Annotated in this window: 12 protein-coding genes; 1 reads left to right on the top strand and 11 read right to left on the bottom strand. The window is 65.6% G+C overall.

Going from position 1 to position 23,150, the window contains the following annotated elements; translation table 11 throughout:
- The 10 genes from ACIQ7H_RS18395 to ACIQ7H_RS18350 form a co-directional block, all read right to left on the bottom strand.
- A partial coding sequence (locus ACIQ7H_RS18395; RefSeq protein ID WP_395794233.1) for a type I restriction endonuclease subunit R occupies nt 1–2,774 on the bottom strand: 2,774 nt, incomplete at its 3' end.
- 83 nt (nt 2,775–2,857) lie between these two features.
- Nucleotides 2,858–3,550 (bottom strand): hypothetical protein, encoded by a 693-nt coding sequence (locus ACIQ7H_RS18390; RefSeq protein WP_395794231.1) that lies wholly within the window; start codon nt 3,548–3,550, stop codon nt 2,858–2,860.
- The gene (locus ACIQ7H_RS18385) at nt 3,543–4,727 is read right to left on the bottom strand and encodes an AAA family ATPase (RefSeq protein WP_395794228.1); all 1,185 of its coding nucleotides are present in this window, start codon (nt 4,725–4,727) and stop codon (nt 3,543–3,545) included. The genes ACIQ7H_RS18390 and ACIQ7H_RS18385 overlap by 8 nt, the downstream gene beginning before the upstream one ends.
- A gap of 142 nt (nt 4,728–4,869) precedes the next feature.
- Nucleotides 4,870–5,595 carry a hypothetical protein gene (locus ACIQ7H_RS18380; protein ID WP_395794226.1) on the bottom strand — a complete coding sequence of 242 codons (726 nt, stop codon included), beginning with the start codon at nt 5,593–5,595 and terminating at the stop codon, nt 4,870–4,872.
- The gene (locus ACIQ7H_RS18375; RefSeq protein ID WP_395794224.1) at nt 5,592–6,008 is read right to left on the bottom strand and encodes a hypothetical protein; all 417 of its coding nucleotides are present in this window, start codon (nt 6,006–6,008) and stop codon (nt 5,592–5,594) included. The genes ACIQ7H_RS18380 and ACIQ7H_RS18375 overlap by 4 nt, the downstream gene beginning before the upstream one ends.
- Entirely contained in the window at nt 5,983–6,882 is a 900-nt protein-coding gene (locus ACIQ7H_RS18370) for a restriction endonuclease subunit S (RefSeq protein WP_395794222.1), read from the bottom strand. The genes ACIQ7H_RS18375 and ACIQ7H_RS18370 overlap by 26 nt, the downstream gene beginning before the upstream one ends.
- The gene (locus tag ACIQ7H_RS18365; protein WP_395794219.1) at nt 6,873–9,332 is read right to left on the bottom strand and encodes an N-6 DNA methylase; all 2,460 of its coding nucleotides are present in this window, start codon (nt 9,330–9,332) and stop codon (nt 6,873–6,875) included. The genes ACIQ7H_RS18370 and ACIQ7H_RS18365 overlap by 10 nt, the downstream gene beginning before the upstream one ends.
- Nucleotides 9,333–9,538: 206 nt before the next feature.
- On the bottom strand, nt 9,539–9,778 hold the full coding sequence (locus tag ACIQ7H_RS18360) for a hypothetical protein (protein ID WP_395794217.1): 240 nt from the start codon (nt 9,776–9,778) through the stop codon (nt 9,539–9,541).
- A 336-nt stretch (nt 9,779–10,114) separates the two neighbouring features.
- Nucleotides 10,115–11,464 (bottom strand): ribonuclease H-like domain-containing protein, encoded by a 1,350-nt coding sequence (locus tag ACIQ7H_RS18355; RefSeq protein WP_395794215.1) that lies wholly within the window; start codon nt 11,462–11,464, stop codon nt 10,115–10,117.
- Nucleotides 11,461–13,878, bottom strand: a complete 2,418-nt coding sequence (locus tag ACIQ7H_RS18350) for a DEAD/DEAH box helicase (protein WP_395794235.1) — start codon at nt 13,876–13,878, stop codon at nt 11,461–11,463. The genes ACIQ7H_RS18355 and ACIQ7H_RS18350 overlap by 4 nt, the downstream gene beginning before the upstream one ends.
- A 204-nt stretch (nt 13,879–14,082) precedes the next feature.
- Here ACIQ7H_RS18350 and ACIQ7H_RS18345 point away from each other — a divergent pair, with 204 nt between their 5' ends.
- The gene (locus ACIQ7H_RS18345) at nt 14,083–14,817 is read left to right on the top strand and encodes a 16S rRNA (uracil(1498)-N(3))-methyltransferase (RefSeq protein WP_395794213.1); all 735 of its coding nucleotides are present in this window, start codon (nt 14,083–14,085) and stop codon (nt 14,815–14,817) included.
- A gap of 275 nt (nt 14,818–15,092) precedes the next feature.
- On the opposite strand, the gene ACIQ7H_RS18340 is transcribed toward ACIQ7H_RS18345, so the two are convergent.
- The gene (locus ACIQ7H_RS18340) at nt 15,093–22,916 is read right to left on the bottom strand and encodes an RHS repeat-associated core domain-containing protein (RefSeq protein ID WP_395794211.1); all 7,824 of its coding nucleotides are present in this window, start codon (nt 22,914–22,916) and stop codon (nt 15,093–15,095) included.
- Between the last annotated feature and the right edge of the window lie 234 nt (nt 22,917–23,150).

The raw sequence follows: 23,150 nt of genomic DNA, 5'->3' as shown, positions 1-23,150 counted from the left end.
CATCGTGACCCTGCCCAGTGAACTCGGAAGCAACGAGATCGCAAGCATGAGCGAATCCGCCACTCAGGAGAACGAATGACAGCTATCTGGTGAACAGGCTGTCTCAAAGGGGTTGACGCGTTCCGGATGATCGTCTTGCGGACGTTGTTGATGATGCCCTCGGCGATCGCATCCCGAGACAGTCGGCCCTTCTGGTTGAGCTTGCGCGCGATCGCATCGTGGATGCCGGTCTGGATGATCAGCTCGGTCAGCGACAACTCGCTCAAATCCCCCATCACATCGGCGGAGTCCGCCTGCACATAGGTATTGAGCAGGTGGCGCATGTCGGCCTCGAAAGGCTTGATGTCCAGCTCCTCGCCCGAGTGCCTTTTGATGGCAGCCCGAAGCTCGCTGTAGCTCGCTACTTCCTCGTCGAGCGTTTTCGCCTCGGCGTCCGAAAATCCAGCCTTGGCCAGCTCGCTCGACAGCTCGGAGTACCCACGCACGAAGCCGGCCACTGCCTTGTAGAACGCGATCCGCAAGGGTTCGGCCTCCAGCAGCGACTCGGCCGTACCACCGCAGAAGTAGCGCAGATAGTCCTCGATCTCGCGCGGCGGCGACACCGGCTCGCACAGGTGCTTGAGCGCCTCGCGTGCGCTGTCCAGCTGCTTGCGGCCCTCTCGGATCCAGTCCTTCAGTTCGACGTTGTTGCCCTCGCCGCCCTCGTCGATGTCCAGCTCATCCGAGCTATAGACCGCGATCGCCTGCTGCACGTCACCGAACAGCTCTTTGAAGTCGACGATGTGGCCGTAGTCCTTGTCGTCGCCATCCAGCCGGTTGGTGCGGCAGATCGCCTGAAACAGGTTGTGATCGCGCAGCTCGTTGTCGAGATAGATGTACGTGCAGCTGGGCGCATCGAAGCCCGTCAGCAACTTGCTGACCACGATCAGCAGCTTGGTATTGGCGGGCTCGTCGATGAATCGTCGCTTGATTTCAGCCTCGTAGGCTTCGGTGCTTCCGAAGCCCTTCAAGACGTGCTGCGTGTAGGTGACGTGCTGCGTGTAGGTGTCGTACTTGTAGCGCTCATCGCTGTTGGCCGGCTCGCGCGAGATCGAGTTGTGGTTCGGGCCGAACGAAGTGACGATGCCGACAAAGGGGCCGAACTGCGTGTGCTGCAGCAGCCTGAAGTAGTGGCAGGCGTCGTAGATGCTGGCTGCCACCAGGATCGCCGTGCCGCGATCATTGTTCAGTCGCTGCTTCAGGCTGAAGTCCTCGATGATGCTGGCGATGATGCGCTGCTTGCGCTCCTGCGCACTCATCAGGGCCTCAAGCGTGGCCCAGCGTCGGCGCACGGCGGCCTTCTGGAAATTGTTCAGGCCGCGCGTCTTCTGCTCGAACCACTCATCGACTTTCTTCTTCGAGGTCAGGCGCTGCGGCACGTCGCGCGCTTCGTACTTCAGGTCCAGCACCACTTTGTCCGCCACCGCCTGATGGAATTTGTAGGTGTGGATGTAGGTGCCGAACACTTCACGCGTGGTCTGCTTGTCACGGCGCAGCAGGGGCGTACCGGTGAAACCGATGAACACCGCCGACGCCAGCCAGCGCTTCATCTGCCGGTTCATGTCGCCGCCCTGGGTGCGATGGCATTCGTCGACGAACACATGGAAGCGGCCGTGCATGCGCGGTGGCTCGCCCTGCAGATCCTTCGGGTCGAACTTGTGCACCAGGGCGCAGAGCAGGCGCGGCAGCGGCGCGCCGAGCTTGGCCACCAGTTCGGCGCGGCTGGTGATGCGCGGTGAAGGCGAACTCTCGCCGAGCACGCCCGAGTTGCGCATCACGCCCTCGATCTGCCGATCCAACTCATCGCGATCGGTCACGATCAACACCCGCGCCTCGGCGTCGAACTCCAGCAGCCACTTGGCCAGCAGCACCATCAGGATGCTCTTGCCGCTGCCCTGCGTATGCCAGATCACCCCACCCTCGCGGCGGCGGATGCGCTCCTGCGCGGCTTTCACGCCGGCGTACTGATGGGGCCGCGGCACCTTCTTCTGCCCAGCATCGAAGATGACGAAATTTCGGATCGACTCCAGCAAGCGCTCCTTGGCGCACATCTGCGCCAGCGGGCGATCCAGCAGGCAGCCGGGCGCGTCCAGCGGCCTGGCCTGCTCATCTTTCCACTCGACAAAGAACTTCTCCGGCGTGCCGGTGGTGCCATAGCGCAAGCCCTGCGCGTCGCTGCCCGCGAACAGCAGCTGCACCGTGCTGAAGAATCCCGCGTTGAAGATCGGCTCCTGATTGCTGATCAGCTGACGCACGCCATCGCCGATCTCCACCGAGCTGCGCTTCAGCTCGATCACGCCGACCGCGAGACCGTTCAGATACAGCACCAGATCCGGGCGGCGCTCGTGCCCACCGCGCAGCGTGACTTCTTCCGCCACACCGAAGTCGTTGCGCTCAGGAGCGTCCCAGTCGATCAAATGCACCGTTTGGTGCGCCTTCCCCGCCGCGATCTGCACCGGCACGCCATAGCGCAGCAGTTGATAGGTCCGCAGGTTGGACTGATACGGCGTGATGCCGGTGATGTCCGCCGCCGTTTCGAGCTTTTGCAGAGCCGCAGCAATCTGCGCGGCCGAGTAGCCGCGTGCGCTCAAGTTTGGTCGCAGCAGGTCGGTCTCGATGCAGCGGTTGCCAGGCCGCGTGCTCCAGTCGCCGAGAAAGCGGTAGCCCAAGGCATCGCGGAACAGCGCGACGACGCGGGTCTGGGTGTTGCGTTCGGAGCGGGCACGCTCAGCCATCAGAGTGTCCTATCGGGTGGCTCACTGGATACCGCTTGGGTCCCGCAGGCGGGCCTGATTGCGTCTGCTTCGACGCCTCCCCACTACGCGACCGCCTGCACCGCCTGCTCAAAAGCCTCCGCCTGCGAACACAAGGACTTGACCTTGGCCCACTCACGCGTGATCTTCACAGCGCGCGTCTGGTACTCGCGAGCGCTCTTCCGGATTCTCAGCTTGAGCGGCAGAGTTTCAAGTCGGGATTCCACCGCCGGGTTGCACTCCACGCCTGCCAGCAGCGCATGCCCCGCCGGGAGCGCTGCCGCAGCGAGCCAGGTCCCCGACGACTGCGCAGGCACGCACACAACGGTCCGGTTGCCGACCGTGGCTGGCGCCAGCCAACTGCGTATGGCCTGCCCGATCTCATCGCAGGTATCCGAGGCGGGCGGGCATGCTTTCGCACACGGCAAGGTCTTCCAGCCCTGGGCTGCCGCCAAACGCATGACATCGGGGCCGCAGTCCTCATAGTCTTTGAGCGCGACATCGGCATCGAGATGCAGCACCAGCAGATCGAAATGCGCCAGCGTCGGGTCATCGTCCAGCGATGCTGGGTAGCGCTGCGCCGCTGCCATGCACCACTTCAGAACGCCGCTCCATCCCTGCCCCAAGCGGGGCTGCGTTTCCTCGGGCTGAAGCAGCGTGAGGACAAAAGGCTTCGGCAGAATCGCCTTCAACGCCGCATGGACGATTTCATAGTCGGTGCGGCCTTCGGCGACCAACGCGATACGCAGATCAGACATTGGGCACCGCTCCCAGATGTCCCATCATCCAAAGCCGTGAAAGCGGGAACTCCTTGTTCATGGCAAGCAGTTCCCCTGACAGCGCGATGCGCCTGAACACCGTCATGCCCTCGCTGTTGCGCTCAACAGCGAACAGCCGAACCTCGGGGTCGCTGAGCTGCAGCCCATCGAGCGCCGCGGGATTGTGTGCCGTGAACAGAAGTTGCCGCTCAGGATCAGCGCGCATGAGCCAGCCGGCCAGACGCGCAGTCAGCCGGGTCAACAAACGTGGGTTGAGCGCCTGATCGAGATTGTCGACGGCGCAAATCTTGGGGGCCTGCGGCAACAGGCACAGCACCGCACAGAAAAGGATGTAGAGCGCGCCTTCGCTGGCATCGTAAGCCGTCAGTTCGTTGCGGCTCTTGGCCATGTAGCGGTCGGTGAACTTGAGCATCAGCTTGGTGCGCGGCACCTTGCTGGAGACCAGGGACGCGCCGTAGCTGGTGGCCTCCACATCGGCCACCCAATCAATCAGCTCCAGCACCTCATCTAACACGACCTCGCCGCCCTCGCTACCGGCCAGAAACTGCTGCAGTGACTGGAAGCCTTCGGCCAGCCCGCCGCCGCTCAAGCCCACCGGTGTACGCGGCTGCTGATCAGAGATCAGCCCGCGCAGGCTGGGCGTGTTGGGGCAGTAGATTGCGTAGCTCTGCAGCAGGTTCATCAATTGGGCTGCCCTGTTTTCCGCTGGCAGGTCAACCAGTTTCAGCGCCGCCAGACCGGCCTGCGGTCGCAGATTCTTGTTGCTTCGCGGCCCACGAGTAACGATTTCGATCTTCTCGTCCCTCAAGAACTCGGTCTTGTACGACCACGCCGGCTCCGGCGATTCGAGCGGATTCCAGAGCGATACCCGGTACTCCTCGTTCTCGCTGCCTACGGCGCCGACGCCGATATGGACAGGTGTCTGGTGCGCCGCGAACGAGCTCTTGTAGAGACGCGGCAGGCCGGCGCGCACGCCGCGCCGCAGCAGGCTCTCATCGTCTACCACGCCGTTCGCGGCAGCCCCGAGCACACCCAGCGCCTCCAGCACATTGCTTTTGCCAACCCCGTTGGCGCCGATAAAGCAGTTCAGGCGTCCCAGCTCGATGCTGGCCTCCTGGATCGACTTGAAGCCGCGAATCGTCACCGCGCGAATCATGGAAACACCTCTGGAGTCCGAGGGCGCGGCCGCTTTTCGTCGGGGCCGCAGGCAACGCGAGGCATGATGCCCTGCACGAGGGTTCGAGTGTTGAGTCGATCAGCGCCGCCCCGCCGAGCGCGGGTGGCTGGGTAGCGGAGAATCAACCGGCGCTTGGTATCCATATCCATCCTTCCGAAGCGGGCACCGAGTCGGGCGGGGCCTCCAGCTGCGCCAGCCCATCCGCGAACAAATTCGCGATAAGCGCGCAGACCCGCGCATCGTCAAGGTCGACGTGCCCGAGCGACGGGCGGCCTTGCAGCAGTCCGGTAATGACCGGCGCGTTGCGACAGGCGGCGGGATAGGTCTCGATGGCGCGGAAGCCTGCGCCGTCGGTCCACACGCCGCAGCTCAGCATCTGAGGGGCGAAGCGCGCCAGCACGTGCATGCCCTTGGTGGCCTGGCTGCCGATCATGTCCTTGATGGCGGACAGCGGCTTCAAGCCGCGCTCGAACAGATGTCGCTCGGTGTAACGAAACAGGTAGCGGTTGCGCCCCGAGACTTCATCAGCCTCGACCGCGCCCTGCCGCGTAACGAGCCGCACGAACTCGTCGCTGAAGCCGAGCGGCGTGTCGATCGCCATTGTCACCTGCGGCAGTGGCTCAGGCGCCGCCACGTGGCAGTGTTGAAACAGGGCGCGCAGCCAAGCATCGCTTGAGCCCGCCGCAGCGATGCAGGCGCGCAGATTGCCGCGCCAGGGCTGGCCCATCACCTGCAGCGCCTCATCCAGAATCACGATCGCATCGCGGCTTGCGCCATTGCGCTCGCAGTTCCAGCCGCCCACATCCCAGCCGATAAAACAGCGCGCGGGTGCGGACGGCGAGCTCATACCAGACGCACCCGCCCGGTCAGCAGCGCCTGCACCATGCCCTGCTTGAGCGCGCGGGTTTTGTCGCGACGGGCTTCGAGGGTGGCGAGTTCGGTGTCCATGTCGGACAGGACGGTGGCTATGGCGGTTTGCTCCTCTACACCGGGCAAGTCGAGCTCGACACTCGCGATATGCGCTCGCTGCGTGGCATACACCTTTGTGCCGGCTGCCAGACGCTTCACCTGCTCGCGAAAGGCGGGAACGAACTGAAGATAGGCCTTGAAGCCATCCGTGAGAATGCGCTTGTCGAACCTGACCGCGATGGTGTGCAGGCCTGCGACCACGTCTTGCCCTGCCACTCCGCAGATCTCGACGGCTTTGCCCACACCGTCCATGTCCTCTGAAGCGTCAGCGAACACAAGGTCGCCGTCCACCAGCCGCGGCAAGGCGGACGCCTTCTCGCGCGGCAGCTGGGGCATGACAGTTAATTTGGGATCGAGGAGCACCGAATCGGAAGTGTGGATGTCGCCGTAGTGGACGTAGCCCACTACCTTCCGCAATGAGCTCCGCACGCGAGTTCACGCCGTTCTTGAGGAAGGCGAGATGATCACCCAGGCGAACCCGCTTCCACTCCGCCGCAAACCCGGGCAGACGCCGCACGCCCCGCAGCAGCAGCTGAATCGCGGCCTGCTTGAGGTCGCGCTTCTTGGCGATTAAGCGGTCGAGGTTGCCAAGTAGCGCGTCGGTGTGGCCCAAAGTCTTCGCGATCGCCTGCTGCTCCCGGATCGGCGGCGCCGGGATTCGATACGATCGCAAGATCCCCAGGTTGGTGTGAGGCACCCCAGTCTGGATCGCACTTTTCGCGATCTGCTTCTGCCCGTCGCCACTGGCAAAATACTGCAGTACGAACTTAGGGTCATGGCACTCTTCGTCAAGAGTCACCTTCATCTGACTCTGTGATAGGAGGTAGCACTCGTACTCTCCGTGGGGCACGATCGAAACCTGTCCGAGCGTGCCACGCTGCGTGAAAACCAGGTCTCCCGGCCGCGCAAGATTGGCACTGAGGGACTTCGCTTTCGCTGGAGTGACGAACACGAACTCACCCGAAACTGTTGCTGCCGCCATGTTTTGCCCACGGATCACGGGGACGCCAGTGCTCTGGTAGTCGGCCGAAACAAGGTCTGATCCGAACGGCCCTCCCACGATCGCGTTTGCCCGACACGAGGCTGCATCCTTGATCGACAGGCATTTCCAACTGTTCGGAATCAATCCAACTTCCGCCTGCTTGTACCCCTTCATCAGCTCCATGCGATCGCCATCTTCGCCAAATGTCCATCGACTTTGACAGCCAGAGATGCCACTTCGTCAATCAGCCGCGGCAACGGCGTCTGGTAGCGTTCGACCAACTCACGCAGTCGCCCGGTCAACCGCTGCGACACGCGCTCCAACTCGGCCTGCACATCGGTCGTCAGCCGCGCCATCCACTTGTCATCGATCACCAGGGCCTTGATCTCGGCCTCGCTCAGCGTGGGGTACTTCGCGTAGGCCAGCGCGTCGAGCGCGGCATCCTGCTCCTTCATCGCCGTCTTGAGCTTCGACTCCCGCTCGCTGAGCTGCAGCCAGCGCTTGAGCACCGCGCGTTCGTCTTCGGCCTCGGTGTCGCTGCCGATTTCCTTGATGCGGTCCTTCACCTGCTTGGCGTTGATCTTGTCGAAGCCGGCGAAGGCGGCGTCTTCGCCGCTGTGCTCTTCTTCGAGCTCGGCGAGGCTGGCCGAAGTCGCTTCAAGTTCAATCTGCATGGCTTCCAGCGCGGCCTGTTCGGCAGCGAAGAAGCGGGCCACGATCAGCGGCTTCGGGATCAGTTCGCAGATCCAGCCCTTGTCCTTGCGCTTGCCCTTCTTGTCGATCTCGATGATGCGCGCCGGCTTGGCGACCCAGCCGTCGGCGGTGATCAGGTAGGCGTCGTCCTGCATCACGCTGGCCCAGTAGTCCATCAGGCGCTGATAGATGTCGTACGCATCCAGCAGGGGCGCGGTCTTGAAACCGTCGAGCAGATCCTCTGCGATCTGCTCGATCAGCGCCTTGGGGTGGTGGCCTTTGTCGAAGGCGCTGAGCTGGACCGTGGCTTGCGTGCGCCAGGCGCCGAAACGCTGAGTGACAGCCTGCTTGAAGGCGGTGAACTCGGGGTGGCTGAAGATGGCGGCGCGCACGTCCTGCAGCGGCAAGGTTGGGTGGCAATAGCCCGGCCGGACCCTCTCCCCCGGCCCCTCTCCCGCGGGGAGAGGGGAGAACAGCGCGCGCCGCAGACTGGGCATGACTTGCCAGTAGGCGGCCAGCGGGCTGGCGGGATCGTCCAGATCGCGTTCGGGGATGCCGCCGCGCAGATGGGCTTCGATGTCGTGCAGGTCTTCGGGTTCGCTGCTGTCGATGTAGCGCGGCAGGTTGAGGTTGTAGTCGTTCCTGGGGTCGGCGATCTCGCTCAACGGCACCATGCGCGCATAGCGCGGCAGGTCGGCGGCCTTGTGGAAGCTGTCGACGATGCGGTGGATGTCCTGCTCGCGCAGGCGGTTCTTGTTGCCGTCTTTGATGTAGCCGCGGCTGGCGTCGATCATCAGCACGCCGCGGCGAGCGCCGGCGTTTTCCTTGTCGAGCACCAGGATGCAGGCGGGGATGCCGGTGCCGTAGAACAGGTTCGTCGGCAGACCAATCACGCCCTTCAGGATGCCGCTGTCGACCAGCTTGCGGCGGATGGCGGCCTCGGCATTGCCGCGAAACAGCACGCCGTGCGGCAGGATGCAGGCGCCTTTGCCGGTGCTCTTCATGCTGCGGATGATGTGCAGCAGAAAGGCGTAGTCGCCCTGCTTGGCCGGCGGCGCGCCCCAGGCGAAACGCTGGTAGGGGTCGCGTTCGGGCGTCAGGCCCACGCTCCAGGTCTTGACCGAAAACGGCGGATTGGCCACCACGTAGTCGTAGGTGCGCAGCTGCTCGCCGTCCTTGAACTTGGGCGCGGCCAGCGTGTTGCCCTGCTGGATGTTGGCGGTGGGAAAGTCGTGCAGGATCATGTTCATGCGGGCAAGGCCCGCCGTGGTCACGTCCATCTCCTGGCCTTCCAGGGTGATGTGCCGCCCCGCCTGCGCGGCCACCTTGAGCAGCAGCGAGCCCGATCCGCAGGTCGGATCATATGCGGTGGTGGAGGCCTTGGTGTTCTGCGGCGAGATGCCGATCACCTGCGCGATGACGCGGCTCACTTCCGACGGCGTGTAGAACTGGCCCTTGCTCTTGCCACTCTCGGTGGCGAAGTGGCGCATCAGGTATTCGTAGGCATCGCCGAGGATGTCATCGTGCTCGGCGCGGTTGGCCGAGAAATCCAGCTCGGGCTTCTCGAAGATGCCGATCAGGTTGCTCAGGCGATCCACCATCGCCTGACCTTCGCCCAGCTTGTTGGGGTCGTTGAAGTCCGGGAAGTCGCTGCGGGCAAGGCGCTCGTTGGCCTCGATCAGCGGCCGGATGATGTCGGTATTGATCTTGTCGCCGATGCCGGGCTTGCCCTTCAGCGCGACCATGTCGGCGAAGCTCGCGCCAGCAGGAATAAACACCGGCGGGGCGAAGTCCTGGCTGTTCGCGTACTTGTCGCTGATGTACTTGATGAACAGCATGAACAGGACGTAGTCCTTGTACTGGCTGGCATCCATGCCGCCGCGCAGCTCATCGCAGCTGGCCCAGATCGAGGCGTAGAGATCGGATTTCTTGATTGCCATTGCGTTCCTGATGGAGTGGTCGGGCACAGGCGCGGCGGCGAGCTGAAGCTCGGCCGCAGCCAACACCACGAGCCTCGCGTGTCAGTCGGCGGCTCTGCGGTGTGCAGCAAATGCCCGATGGGTTTGATCGGCAGCACCAACGCAGGCGCCACCCAGCGGCGGGAAGAGTACATGCGGCGAGGCCGAAACCAAGCGCCTGCCGAGCTTCAGCCCGTCAGCAGACGCGACAAGTGCCCAGGCACCGCGTTCGACCACACCAGATCACAGGCCAAGCAAGCGAAGAACCGCGTGCCGGCCATCAGGCGCACCGACCGTTCCAGCCTGAGCAGCGGCAAGCCCTCGGGGTGGAAGTGAGCGCCGCTGCCGTCACCGATGGCGATTGAACCGCGCATCAGCTCGGCGCTGCCGCAGGCTGGGCAACAGGTGGGATTGTGGGGCTCATGCATCACTTGGATTCCCGGCACGCGATGGGTGTTTGGATTGGATCACAGGCTGAGCGGTCGGCATCGCCTTGGCTCGGAGGCGGTGGGCGGGCGCAGGCTTTACCGCGCTCGGCGCCAAAGGTCTCAGCGCCTGGCAGCGGAGCGCGGAGGCCGTACATGGGCGCGCGTGATATCGGAGGCCGAAACCCGAACGTGTGCGCAGCGGGCCCGTTCGGTGGAGCACGGGATCGAGACGCGGAGCGACTCGAGTCGATCGGGTTGGGTTTCACCGCCGCTCCGCACCTAGTCTGCGGCGGATTCTGCCGGGCTGCGGCCTCAGGCTGATCGGCTTGCCCAGGCTCAGCGCCGCACCTCAACCCGCGCCAGCGCCCAATCGCGCGGTGCCTGGCTGGACATTTGAGCCAGCCGCGGCAGTAGCAAGGCCAGGCTGATCAGGTCCTGGCGATGATGCAGCACCACCCGCTGCAGCGCCTGCATGCGGCCGTGCCGCAGCGCCTGCAGAAATGCGGCCGGTGCCTGCGCGCCCGGCAGGTCGTCGTGACGCTCAATGCCAAGCAGCCTCGCTTCGACCTCGGCCATGCGGCAGCTCGGCCAGTGCGCCTTGAAGCGCCGCCGCACCGCCGGCAGCAGGTCGTGATGCGGCAGATCGGTCAGAGGATTGCGCTGCCGGCTCAGCCGATAGCGCGCGGCCAGCAGCGGCGCATCAAAACTGCGGCCGTTGTAGCTGACCAGCTGCACCGGCGCCGCCGACAGCCACTGCGCGAAGCGTTCCAGCATCGGCGCCTCGGCGCCCAGGCGTGTGATCCACAGCTGCCGCAACTCCAGCCCCGCTGCACTCCAGCGGCTGTAGCCGAGCATGAAGGCGCGCGTGCCCGCGCCACCGGCAAGGCCGGTCGTCTCGGTGTCGAAATGCAGCAGCGCATCGGTGGGCAGCAGCTGCGGCGCGACATCCGGCAACCACTGCCAGGGCGGCGGCGCTGACAGCGGCAGGTGTTCGATGCGCTCGAACAGACCGGGCGCGATCTCGATGCCGGCGGAGTCCGCTGCAAGGTTCGCTGCCTCAGTCGCGATGACCGGTTCGCTGGCGTTGGGCGACAGCAGCCTCGACTGCGGATGGGTACTTGCTGCGATGCCTGTGCTTGATGCTGCCTTTGCGCAGCCCAGTCCGTGACCCGCCAACTCATGCTCACCGGAGACATCGAACGCGGCGGCCAACCGTTGCGCCGCGGGTGGCAGCTGTCGCGAAGCTCGGTGCTCGGCCGAGGTCGGAACGTTATCTCCCGCCGATACGGCGACATCGCCCGATGCGGCGCTGTCCGCAGCAGCATCGCTCGCCGCCTCATCGGTGCACGCGATTGCGGCATCGCACTCGGCTGGCGCCGCTGCGGCAGCGTGCTCGGCGGCAAGCCCTGCAGCATCACGCGCCCGCAGATGCCGCCGCAGCAACGACTTCAGCCCAGCCGCCGACGGCGTTGTCGCGCACTGAGTCGAACTCGTCGCCCCCGAGCCCGCCGCAGATTCCAGCGCGATCACTTCCGATCGAACACCCACCTCAACCCGCAGCGCGTCCACCGCAACATGCTCCGGCCGTGAACCTGCATCGCCCAGCGCAGTCAGCACAGCCCCGCCCTCAGCCCGCGCCCCGGCTTCAGTCCGCAGCCGTCGCAGCCGTTCCGCCAGCGCGCTCATTCGCTGCCCAGCCCCGCCCACAGGCCCAGCACGCGCAGGGCGAGGCGCTTCGGGCCGTGCTCAACATTGAGCGTCTCGCCATCGACCTGCAGCGCCGCACCCACGCAGGCCGGGCAGCCGGCCGCGCAATCGCAGGCTTCGACCAGCCGCAGCGCGCCCAGCACCAGTGCGGCGCGGCGCTCGTACAGCGGCTCGGTCATGCCGATGCCGCCGGGGTAGTTGTCGTACAGAAACACCGCCGGCGCGAAGCGCGGATCGGCCTCGGCGCCCTCGGGGAGATCACGGCCGAAGCCGTCGATCCGGCTCCAGCTGCCGTCACCGCTGCCGACCGACTGCTGCAGGTCGCGGGCTTCGGCCATCGCGCTCAAACCCGCCACCAGATGCAGCGCATGGGCGGCGGCCAGAAACGCATCCAGCGCGTCCTGTCGCGAACTGAAGCTGGCCTCCAGCACCTCCGCCGGCAGCGACCACCACAGCGCGGTGGTGTGCAGCTCCTGGTCGGGCAGATTGACCGGCCCGTAGCCGATGTTCTCGTGGGTGTAGTAGCGGATTTTCTTGTAGCCCGACACCCGCCGCACCACATGCACCTCGCCGTGGTGACAGGTGCCCTGCCCCGCATTGCAGCCATCGAAACGCTCCAGCACCTTGAGCCGGCTGTAGTCGATCGCATCGGTGTAGTAGTCAACGCTGACCCGCGTCACGTAGGCCTTGCGCCCGGTCCAGTCGAGCTGCTCGACCTGGAACGGCTGTGACTGCAGCAGGTAGATCGCGCCCTCGTACAGGGTCAATGCGGCGGCCGAATAGTCGACCTCGGCGATGATCTGCTGGCGGCCTTCGCTGCGGTCCACCACCACGAAATTGCCATCGGCCACCGAGCGCAGCGACACCGCATTGGCGGGGTAACTGTCGGCGATCCACTCCCAGCGGCCGGCCTCCTGATGCAGCACCTCGGCCTCGGCCAGCACCTCCAGCCAGGGCGCGGGCTCCACCGTGCCGAAGCGCTCGCCTTCGACGAAGGGCAGCTCGAAGGCCGCGCAGCGAATATGGTCGAGCAGAATCAAGGGATGATCGGCATGGATGCGCGCCATCTCGGGGCTTGCGCCCTCGAAGAACTCCGGGTGGCGAACGATGTATTGATCCAGCGCGGTGCTGCCGGCCACCAGCACGCCCAGGCTCGGCCGCCCGCGCCGGCCCGCGCGACCGAGCCGCTGGCGAGTCGCCGCGATGCTGCCCGGATAACCGTTCAGCACCACCACGTCCAGTGAGCCGATATCCACGCCCAGCTCCAGCGCCGAGGTGCCGACCAGGCCATCGATGCGGCCCTCGCGCATCGCGCGCTCGACATCGCGGCGCTCGGTCGGCAGATAGCCGCCGCGGTAGCCGCGGATGCGCTGCGGCAGGCGCGGGTCGTGGTCGAACACGTCCTTCAGGTACTTGGTGATGACCTCCACCAGCAACCGCGTCTGCGCGAACACCAGCACCTTCAGGCCAGATTTGATCGCCAGCCGCGCGATGCGAGTGCTCTGCGAGCGCGCCGAGGCGCGGATGCCGAGCTCGCGGTTGACCATCGGCGGGTTCCACAGCAGCAGATGCTTGTCGCCGGTCGGCGCGCCGCTGTCGGTCACCGCGCTGACCGGCGCGCCGATCAATGCGCTGGCATGTTCAGCCGGGTTACCAATCGTCGCCGAGGCCAGGATGAACTGCGGGTTCGATCCATAGAACGCGCAGATGCGCCGCAGCCGCCGCAGCACATTGGCCAGATGCGCACCGAACACGCCGCGGTAGCTGTGGATCTCATCGATCACCACATAGCGCAGGTTCTCGAAGAACTGCGCCCACTTGGTGTGATGCGGCAGCAGCGCCTGATGCAGCATGTCGGGGTTGCTGATGACCAGATCGCCGTGCAGCCGGATCGCCTGGCGCGCATCGCCGGGCGTATCGCCATCGAAGGTGTGCGCCTTCAGGCCCAGCGCACCGGCGCGGTTCAACTCCAGCAGCTCGGCCAGCTGGTCCTGCGCCAAGGCCTTGGTCGGGAACAGGTACAGCGCCTTGGCGCGCTGCTCCAAGGCGCCGGCAATCACCGGCAGCGTGTAGCACAGGGTTTTGCCCGACGCGGTCGGCGTGACCACCACCAGATTCCGCCCCGCGCGCGCCAGCTGCCAGGCTTCGGCCTGATGGCTGTACAGCCGCTCGATACCGCGCTGCCGCAGCGCATGCGCGAGCTGCGGCGGCAAGTCCGCCGGCAGATCCGCATAGCGGCCGGGCCGCGCCGGCTCGATCGAATGCCCGGTGATACGCCCGCCGTACTTGCGCACCAGCCGGCCCGCCAGGCCATCGGCCTGCACCAGATCAGACGTCGGCGCCACGCTGATCGCGCGGCTGTGGCCTTCATTCAACAGCGGGGCATAGGGCAGCGGTGCGGACATGGGCGGGCTCGGGCGGCGTGGGCGCGCAAGCTGAGCGCGCTGCTGTCTCATGCGCTGAGACAGCAGCCACCGAGAACACCTGCAATGCCGCACACGGCGCCACTCCAAACGAGCAAGCGTCGTTTCGGGCCAAACCGCGCCCGCCACGGCTGCTACATTCGCAGCGACCTTCCCACCGCCGCCGACCCCGCCATGCGCATCACCCGCTGCCATATCGAATCCGAACTCGTCGCCGGCCAGACCCTGGCCCTGCCCGAATCCGCCGCCACCCATTTGATCCGCGTGCTGCGGCTGGGCGTGGGCGATGCGGTGATCCTTTTCAACGGCGACGGCTGCGACTACAGCGCGCGCATCAGCAGCCTCGGCAAACGCACCGCCGAAGTGCAAGTGGAAACGCGCGTGGAGGTGGCGCGCGAATCGCCGCTGCAGGTGACCCTGGCGCAGGCGCTGGCGCGGGGCGAAAAAATGGACTGGGTGCTGCAAAAGGCCACCGAACTGGGCGTGAGCCGCATCGCCCCGGTGGTGACCGAACGCACCGAAGTGAAACTCGACGCCGACCGCGCCGACCGCCGCCTGCAGCACTGGCGCGGCGTCGCCGCCAGCGCCTGCGAACAATGCGGCCGCGCGCGCCTGCCGCAGATCGAAGAACCGCTGGCCCTGCACAGCTTCCTCGCCAAGGCCAAGGCGCCGGGCCATCTGATCCTGGCGCTGGACCCGGACGGCGAACACAGCCTGTCCAGCCTGCCCGCCTTCGATTCACTCAGCCTGGTGATCGGCCCCGAAGGCGGCCTGAGCCCCCGCGACCTCGACCAACTCCGCGCCGCCGGCGCCCACGGCCTGCGCCTGGGGCCGAGGATACTGCGCACCGAGACGGCCGGGATTGCGGCCTTGGCGGCGCTGCAGGCGCAGTGTGGGGATTGGCGGTGAGGAGCGTCGTCCTGGATGGAGTCAGACATGTCCACCTGCCACAAGCAACGTAGGTGAGAGCCCAGGCGAAATCTGATCCAACACGGGTGTGGTGGCTGAGCCCATGCCGGACGAGCAGATCGTTCTGAAGCGCGCGATGTTGGTCGGAGCATTCATCGCGATTCCGGTGCGCACGTTCAGGGCGCCCCGTCGAGCCCTCAGAGCCGCGCTTCACGGGCCCTCCCTGGCCCCGCTGACACCCGCGCTCATGGGGCTAGATTTCGATGTCAGAGAAATCAGTCAGCTCCACACTGTTGGTCGTTTTGGTGGTTTTGGTGGCTTTCCACGGCTTCTTGCGGAGTTCGGGCAGCGCGCCGAGGAACCCAAGCGCGGCGGACTGCAGGCTTGTGGCAAACACGTCGGCCGCAGAGTCGCCGTTCAAGGCGCCAGCCACGCCCCCCTGACGTAGCGCCTCCGGCCGCGCCGCCAAGGGTGCTTGCGGCGAAAACGGTCCACTTGTTGGCGCTGAGCTCGGCAGTTTTTTCGAACGCGGCCCGCCCGTGCTTGGCAAGCCGGGCGGCTGGCTCGATGGTCTCGGACAAGAAGCCGCCGATACCGGCGCCAATCGCTGCGGACAAAGCGCCCTTCCAGGCAGCACTGCCGGCGTCTTCGCCCAGCAGTGCCGCCTGTCCGGCCGACTCGGCCGCGCCCAGCACTCCACCGGTAGCCGCGCCGGTGGCCGTGGTGATGCCGATGTTCAAGGCCACCGTGCCAAAGCTGGCATTCACGCTCGAAGGCAATGCCGCGCCCACGCCACCGGTAATCGCGCCGCCGACGGCGCCCACCGCCAAGCCGAGCCCGAGGAAACCGAAAAACACACCCGCCGCTTCGCCGCCTTCCAAGTCGCGGCTGACGATCTCTACCACGCCACTGATCGCCCCGGTGGCAGCACCGACAGCAGCGCCGATCGCCGCGCCCACCAGCAGCCCGATCAGGATCGACAGCAATTCTTCGCCATTCGGATCCTCCAGCAACAGCGGCAAATTGGCTGCATAGACGTAGGGACTGGCTTGTTGGAACTTCGGGTCTTGGCTCAGGAATCGGCCAATGCTCGGATCGTAGTAGCGCGCGCGCAGGTCGTAGAGTTCGACCGGGTCCCACTCGCGGGAAATGAATCGGTAGTTGCTCTGCAAGCGCAGCGGCCCGAACGGTGCCCGCAAAGCGGCGCCGAACGGAAGGAAGTCGTAGCCGGCCAACAACTGCGAGCTGGCATCGACCAAGGCTCGGATCGAACCTATCGAATCACGCGAGAGATAAGCCCACTCCTGGCCATTGCCCATGAAAGCCGCGCCAGACGGTCCGTACACGTGCCAGCGCCAGCTGCCATCGGCTGCCAGCTCGAGCAGCGGATCACCGCTGAGTGAGCGCACATAGGTGGTGCTGGCGCCATTCACCTGGCGCAGGATGCGCTGACCGCCGGCGTCGAAGTGCACTCGTTGCAGGATCGCGGCGGGCGCCACACCGCGTTCGACCCGCAGCGGCGCGCCGTCGAGCACGTCATAGCCCATCGACAGGTTTCCCTCCGGCTGCGTGGACACCTCGCGCTGTGCCAATGCGCCGTCAGCGCGATAGCTCATCGCCGCAGATGACCCATCTGTGGAGACTGTCTGAGTGCGATCGTGCTCGGCCGCGCTGTAGCTCAAGTCGGCGGCACCGAGTTTCAGCAGGTTGCCGTTTGCGTCATAGCGGAACGCGTCGGTGCTGCCCGGATCGATCTGGCAGGCACTCAGGGCGCCCTTGGTGTTGTAGTCGAGCCGCATCGACCACGCCGCGATGCCGCCACGCGCGGCCACCTCGATCGCCGCGGGCTTACCGCTGAAGAAACCTCGATCACCCACCCCGCCCTCGGTATAGCGGAGGGTTTGGCGCAGGCCCGGGTCCTCGATCAGCACCGGCCACGCCGCGGAGTTGTAGTGCAAACGACGCACCGCCTCGCTGAGGTCCGGACGCTGCCAGCGCTCTTCAATCAACAGACCGTTGCGATCGTAGCGGTAGGCATGACGTTGGCCGTCGAAAGCAAGCTCGGCAGTGCGACCCACACGATCGTATCTCTGCAGAACAGAGAGCGCAGCGGCCGAGCCCAGCGCCGGGTAGTGCGTGGCCAGCACCTTGCTCAGATTGTCGTACTCATAGCCGACCAGCCATTCGGAATCCGCGGTCGAGCCGCTGATTCGGTAGTGCTGGGCAATAGTCTGAACCCAGATGTCGTAGTAGCGCTCTTCGACCACCAGCACCGGATCAACGCCCTGCGGCGATTCGTCCTGCAAGCTCCGCTGGCTTCGTGCAGGCAAGCCTACCGCCAGCAGATCACCTCGCCACAGGCCGTCGAACTCGGTGCTTCGGCGCGCCGGCAGATCCGGCCAGGCGGGGTCTTCCGCGTGTAGCGCGAGCTGTGCGGGGTCCCAGCTTCCCAAGGCGACTCCGGCGCTCGTCGGCCGCGAGTACAGGTCGTACTTGAACCACTGGTAGTACGGAAGCGCGGACGCGGCACCGTCCGGCATCAGCGCGAAGCGAAGCCGGCCGGCACGGTCGTAGACCATGCGCCGGTCGGCGTTGTCATTGGCATGCCGGGTCCGCGTGCGGCGGCCCGTGAAGTCGTACTCGAACTGATCCGACCACCCCATCGGGCTCTGCAGTTCGATCAGGCGTCCGGCCGGATCGTAGTGTCGCCGTCCGAGGTCGTAGCGATCAGGGGCAGTGCCCGCGAGTGCCGCTTCGATCACCACGTCCTGGCGCAGCGTGCTGAGTGTCACCACCCGCTGACCATCGGCGTTGATCGACTCCTCCAGCCGGAACGCGCCGACCGGCTCGCCAAAGCGCCCGTCGCTGAGCCCATAGCGTGTGCGCGCGGTGTGCCCTGAGCCACCCTGTGGCGGAATTGCGAAGTCCGCACCTGGCAGGCCCAGCTGAACCGGACGGCCGAGCGGGGACGCCTCGTAGCGAGTCCGCGCATAGGCGAACGCGCCGGAGTCGGGATTCTGTTCCGCAACCAATCCGCTCAGCGCAGCGGCTGACCAGTCATAGATCGCCAGGTTGGTCGTGTAGTCCAGCAGCCCGGGCCCCATGAGCGGAAGGTCTGCGCCTTGGCTGGTGACCGCCGCTCGTCCCAGCGGGTCGTAGAAGCGCTGTGTCGCAACGACCGAGGTGTCGGCCACCACCTGGGACTGCCGGGTCAGCAGAGCGCCGTCCTGGTAGTCCAGCGACACCTGAGGATGCGTGCCCACGCTGAGCTGGTCAAAGCTCACATCGGCAGCTGCAAAGATGCCGGCCTGCGGATCGGGTGCCTGAGCGCGATCAACGGCAAACAGGCGACGACCGTCGGCAAAGGCCAATACGGTATGCCCCAGCACCAACAGCAGCAGCTGCCGGTCGCGCCGTGCAACCTCGATCACGCCCGCCCGCAGCACCAGTTCGTACGTCCAACCGGTGTCGCCGCCGGTGGACAGCCGCCAGCGCTGCCCAGCATCGATCACGTCGATGTGGACGAGCTCGGTCAAGGGCGCAGCAGCGGCGGTGAAGGCCGCGACGATGTCGGCATCCAGCCGGCTCTGGTCGAGCACCGTCGCAGCGCTTGCGGGCAGCTGCAGGAGCCGCGCGAAGCTGCTGCGTGCCAGCACACTGCGTTCGGGCAACGCGACCAAGCGCCAGCCAGCCAGCGCCTCGTCGCACTCGAGCCGAACATCGCCCGCCACCAGACCGTAGCTGCCCGTGGGCGCCACCGCCCCCAGGGGCTGGATTCGGGCTGACACGAACCAATCGCCCGCGGTGTCGCCCAGGTCGGCATAGTGGATCTGCGCCTCACCCGCGCCGCGGTGCTCGAGTCGACCCTCGTGGGGGGCAAATGCATCGATCTGCCCGCTCCAGTCGGCTGACCAGTCCGGCCCCAGCACGAAGCTCTGCAGGGTGGCAAAGGTCTGTGGTTTGAGGCTGAGCAAGCTGTTGGAGGTGGCACCCGCCACCCCGTTTGCAGCCGGCCAGGTCTGCTGCGGTGACCACAATGCAACCAGGGCTTCTTCGGCATCGACCTCGATCACCGCGTTGTCGAAGTCACCGTAGCGCTTACGCACCGTCTGGCCGTTCGAGGTGAACGCATCGATGGGCCGGAACAGCGTGTCCCAGGCAGAGGCGCGGAAGTCGCTGGCGGCCGGACCGAAGCGGACGTCATCCACCCACAGATCCGCCGATCCAGGATTGTCGATGGCCACGCTCAAGCTCTGTTCGGTGACGCTGCACGTCACCTCAAGCAGCAGCCAGACGTAGCGCCATGCGCCATCGGTTGGCTCCAGCATGTGGGTCTGCGTGGCTGCGCCGACCTGCATCCGCAGCTGCGCCGAAACGGCACCGACCACAGCTGCGCTCGGGGTCTTCACCCATGCGGCGAAAACGTAGCTGCGTGACACGGTTTCGCTGATCGGCGCGGAATAACCGAGCCCCTGGCCCTGCGCTGATCCACCGGCGATCAGCAACGCGGAGTCGCCGCAGTGGGCATCGCCGGCGCGGATCGCGGCCTGCAGGTTCTGCGCCGAGCCGCCCAACGTCCAGCCCTGGATCGACTCGTAGCGCTCGAAGCCCAGATAGCCGACTTGACCCCGGGTACGATCCGCCCCGATCCACTGCGCCACCACGAAGCGACCCTCGGCATCCAGCAGCAGGCTGCTGGACACGCCTGTGGCATCACGCTGCGCCACCGCCGAACCGAACCGGTCACGGTCAATCACGGTATCCAGCGTGAGCCAGTCGGCCGCATCAGGGTCGGCGTCACCCGACCACTGGGCGGCGCTCAAGGCGGCGCCGGCATGGCGCGCCTGCAGCTGCACGCGTGGCGCCAGTCGAGCGAGGCCACTGGGCCACTGCCGCCCCCACAGGCGAGCCTCGCGAGCAACGATGACGCCATCGACCAGGCGCGTGGCCAGAGCAACCTGGTCCAGCCAATTGAGCGCTGCCAGATCGGGATAGTGCTCGAACGCGTACTCGCTGCGCATCGCAAGGCGCTGGGCCTGACCGCGGCTGTCGATATTGTTCTCGATCGTTTCCACCGGCAGCCCGTTGCTGGCGCTGAATGTGGTTTCGCGCCAGTGCACCAGCGACACCCCTGGCTGAGCGGGATCGTAGTCGCGGGCGTCCTCGCGGCGCAGGCGAACGTAGGCACCAAACAGCGTACGGCTGGCCCCGGTGCGCGCATCGACTCTACTGCGAGTGACATCCCAGGTATTGCCTTCAGATCTCAGCAGAAATCCGTCCGCGGTATAGGCTTGCTTCTCTCGAAGCAGACCGTTGAAGAGCGCATACGGCAGGCCAGGATCCGCGGTGGATGGCGCCAACCCGTCAAAGTAGGTGTAGCGCTCACGGCCGAACGGCGTGTCGTCGCCAGCGGTGCCGCGGGCCAATTCAACCTGCGCATACTGGGCACCCAGCCCGAACGGGCCCGTGGTGCCGCTGCTTGGGTAGGTCAATCGCGTCAGCTGCGCTGTGTCCTCGGCCGTGCGAAGGCGGGAGCTCACCACCACATAGTCGTAGATCGCGCCACTGACCCGGCCGTGGAGGCTGCGATGCAGATGGATCTCCTCGGCGGCGTCAAAGCTTGGCCCGACGTAGGTCGCGAATGCAGTTGGCCCGAACAGTCCGGTGCCTGAGGCGCCAGCATCCGGGACGAAGGCCCGGCCGACCAGGGTCTCGGCCAGCGGCGCCGCCTCGCCGTTTTTCAGAAGGAGTACGAAGCTGCGCCCGTCCGGATATCCGTAGGCGATGAAACGATCACCATCGTTGGCGATTTGCTCGGCGTCTGCGGGCAGATCCCGCAGGTAACGCAGCCCGCCACTTGGCTGGCGGTAGTAGATGCGGTTGCCGATCGTCAGATAGTTGCCGGCCACCGTGGGCTGGCGCGGTCCGAGCGCGTAGCGCAATTCCAGCGTGCGTTCGAAGGCGTCCAGCTCGGGGCGGTAGCTCATCACCGCGGTATCGACGCCGCTGGTGACCACGGCCAGGTCGCGACCGTAGGCAAACTGTGGCGATTCGCTGGTCGAGAAATCGCCCAGTCGCGCCGCAACCCAAGTGGTGCCGTTGAAGCGGAACAGGTTGCGCGCATTGCCGACCAGGCTGCCGGCAGCGGCACCCAGCAGAAACGGTGTTTCCGAATCGGTCGGAAGGTCGCGATAGACCTGCCGATCAAGCACGGGGTTCTGCAGAAAGCGGTCCCAGCGATAGAGGCGGACTTCATAGTCGAACTGCTTGCGCTCCTCGTCCACCCGGGTGATGAAGATGGCGCTGGCGAATGTCTCCGAGAGTACGAAGCTCGGCATCGGAGCGTCTGCGTGGGGACTGGGCGCGAACGGCTCAAGTCGCAGCAGACGCCAGGTGGCAAGACCTGACTCCAGCCCTATCAGCTGCAGTTGGGCGATTCCGGTGATCGGGTCCAGGCGCGCGATCAGCGCAAGCGAACCGCTGGCGACAATCGAGTACTGGCCGCCACCGTCCTGCGCAAGCGAACTGCGCTGCCAAGCCAAGGAACGCGCGTCCCAGACGTAGCGCAGCACCTCTGCCACATCGTTCACCGCCAGCACCACAAATCCGGCACCGGCAGCCACCTGATAGTCCATGCCGGGCCGCGGCAGCGGCGGCGCCTGCAACGGCACCGCATCCCAGACGCCATAGCGGCCAAACTGGCGGCGCACGGCCCGGCACCAGACCTGCTCGGGAACAACATGGCCACCAAAGCGCGCGCTGATGACGAAGAAGTCGTCCTGGAGATCGACCGCGAGGCTATCGAGATCAAGGTCGTCCTCGAGCGCACTGTCGATCGCACGGTACGGGTGCCAGCTGCCATTCCAGTCGAACACGCTGACGACCAGCCGACGCTGGTTCAGCGCGTCGTAACGGGCAATAACCGTGTAGTTCGGGCCGATCCAGACGCGCGGCACGCCCGCGCCGGTTTGATCGCGGGTAGCGACGTGCTTCAACTGAGTGCCCCCGATCGCGCGGTGCTGGTAGGTGTAGTCGACCACCGCGCCGTTGGGGAACACTGCGCGGACGAGGGCGCCGGTGGCGAATTCATCGGCACTTCGATTCTCGTAGGTAAAGCGCATGCCGGGCAGCAGCTTGCGCTGATCGTTGATCAGAGCGAACCCGCTCAGATAGCGCTTGAACAGCGCGGCAGGCTCACCGACCGCGTCGGTGTAGCGCTGCAGTTCGTAGCAGAAGCGGACCGTCAATGTGGGTTGTGACTGGCCGGGGTGGACGACTTCGATGGCGTCGAGAAATCTGGTCTCGTAGCGGTCCTGGTAGGCACGCTCGGGGCCCACTTCGACATGCGGCGGAACATACTCCCGAACCGCATCATCGTTGCGCTTGTCCCCATAGTGGAACCGCACCTGACGCCCGGCCGGATCGCTGATGCCACTCAGATACTTGGCGCGCGTGTAGCTCAACCCACCCGCTGGGCCGATCCGCACTTCGTCGTCGGCGAACTCCGTGTAGGTGTAGTGGATTGCGTCGCCGTAGGTGTTGCTGATCGAGCTCAGATTCCAGGCCAAGGTGTAGGTGCCCTGTCCAAGCTGGATCGACGCATCGCTCCAGTTGCCAGTTGCCTGGCCCCAATGCACGCCGCGCTGGCGGGCGTTGGAGGAATCGCCGAAGCGCTTGGTCAGACCATCGATGCCGGTGATCTCCCAGCTGTCGCGCGCAGGGAAGTAGGTGATCACGGAGAAATCGAAACTCTCCGCTTCGAACACCCAGGCGTCGACACCGCGAGAGAGCAGATGCAGCTCGGTGGCGCTGCCGTCGGATCGCCGCAGAAAGAAGGCATCGTCATAGGGCGACAGCGATCCGCGCAGATCACGCTCGATGCTGTCCCCGTCCAGTGACCACCCCAATCCGAGAATGCCGGTCGGCGCCTCGACGTTCCACGTCTGCACCGCGTAGGCGACATCGCTCGAATAGCCCAAGCTGACCTGAGTGGAGAGTCCACCACGGCCCTGGAGATTGATCAGCTCGATCGGCAGGCCGACCTTGCCGGCGAACAGGTTCAGGCTCGACTGCACTGCGCCGACGACGTCAGTGTCCATCTGGAAGTTTCGCAGCGTCGGCACCGACGCACGTTCGGCAAGGGTCTGTGGATTACCCCTACGCGCCTACACTCCACGAGACAGTGACGCAGCACGTTATCTCTCATTCTAGGGAACCTCTGTTTTATCCCAGCCCGGCTGGTAGAATTTGTGCATCACCCACATGACAGTCACCCCATGAAGCAGACCACCTTCGACTCTCTGGCCTACACGGCGAAGAAGAAGCAGACGCGC

It is taken from the genome of Aquimonas sp., assembly GCF_044377145.1.
GTDB lineage: Bacteria > Pseudomonadota > Gammaproteobacteria > Xanthomonadales > Xanthomonadaceae > Aquimonas.
The sequence above is the reverse complement of the archived record's forward strand: the minus strand, read 5'-3'. Positions and strand labels throughout refer to the sequence as shown.

Coding starts and splice junctions, on each gene's coding strand:
- ACIQ7H_RS18340 (WP_395794211.1), bottom strand. CDS start 22,916: ATGGACACTGACGTCGTCGGCGCAGTGCAGTCGAGCCTGAACCTGTTC.
- ACIQ7H_RS18355 (WP_395794215.1), bottom strand. CDS start 11,464: ATGAGCGCGCTGGCGGAACGGCTGCGACGGCTGCGGACTGAAGCCGGG.
- ACIQ7H_RS18365 (WP_395794219.1), bottom strand. CDS start 9,332: ATGGCAATCAAGAAATCCGATCTCTACGCCTCGATCTGGGCCAGCTGC.
- ACIQ7H_RS18385 (WP_395794228.1), bottom strand. CDS start 4,727: ATGATTCGCGCGGTGACGATTCGCGGCTTCAAGTCGATCCAGGAGGCC.
- ACIQ7H_RS18370 (WP_395794222.1), bottom strand. CDS start 6,882: ATGGAGCTGATGAAGGGGTACAAGCAGGCGGAAGTTGGATTGATTCCG.
- ACIQ7H_RS18345 (WP_395794213.1), top strand. CDS start 14,083: ATGCGCATCACCCGCTGCCATATCGAATCCGAACTCGTCGCCGGCCAG.
- ACIQ7H_RS18390 (WP_395794231.1), bottom strand. CDS start 3,550: ATGTCTGATCTGCGTATCGCGTTGGTCGCCGAAGGCCGCACCGACTAT.
- ACIQ7H_RS18380 (WP_395794226.1), bottom strand. CDS start 5,595: ATGAGCTCGCCGTCCGCACCCGCGCGCTGTTTTATCGGCTGGGATGTG.
- ACIQ7H_RS18360 (WP_395794217.1), bottom strand. CDS start 9,778: ATGCATGAGCCCCACAATCCCACCTGTTGCCCAGCCTGCGGCAGCGCC.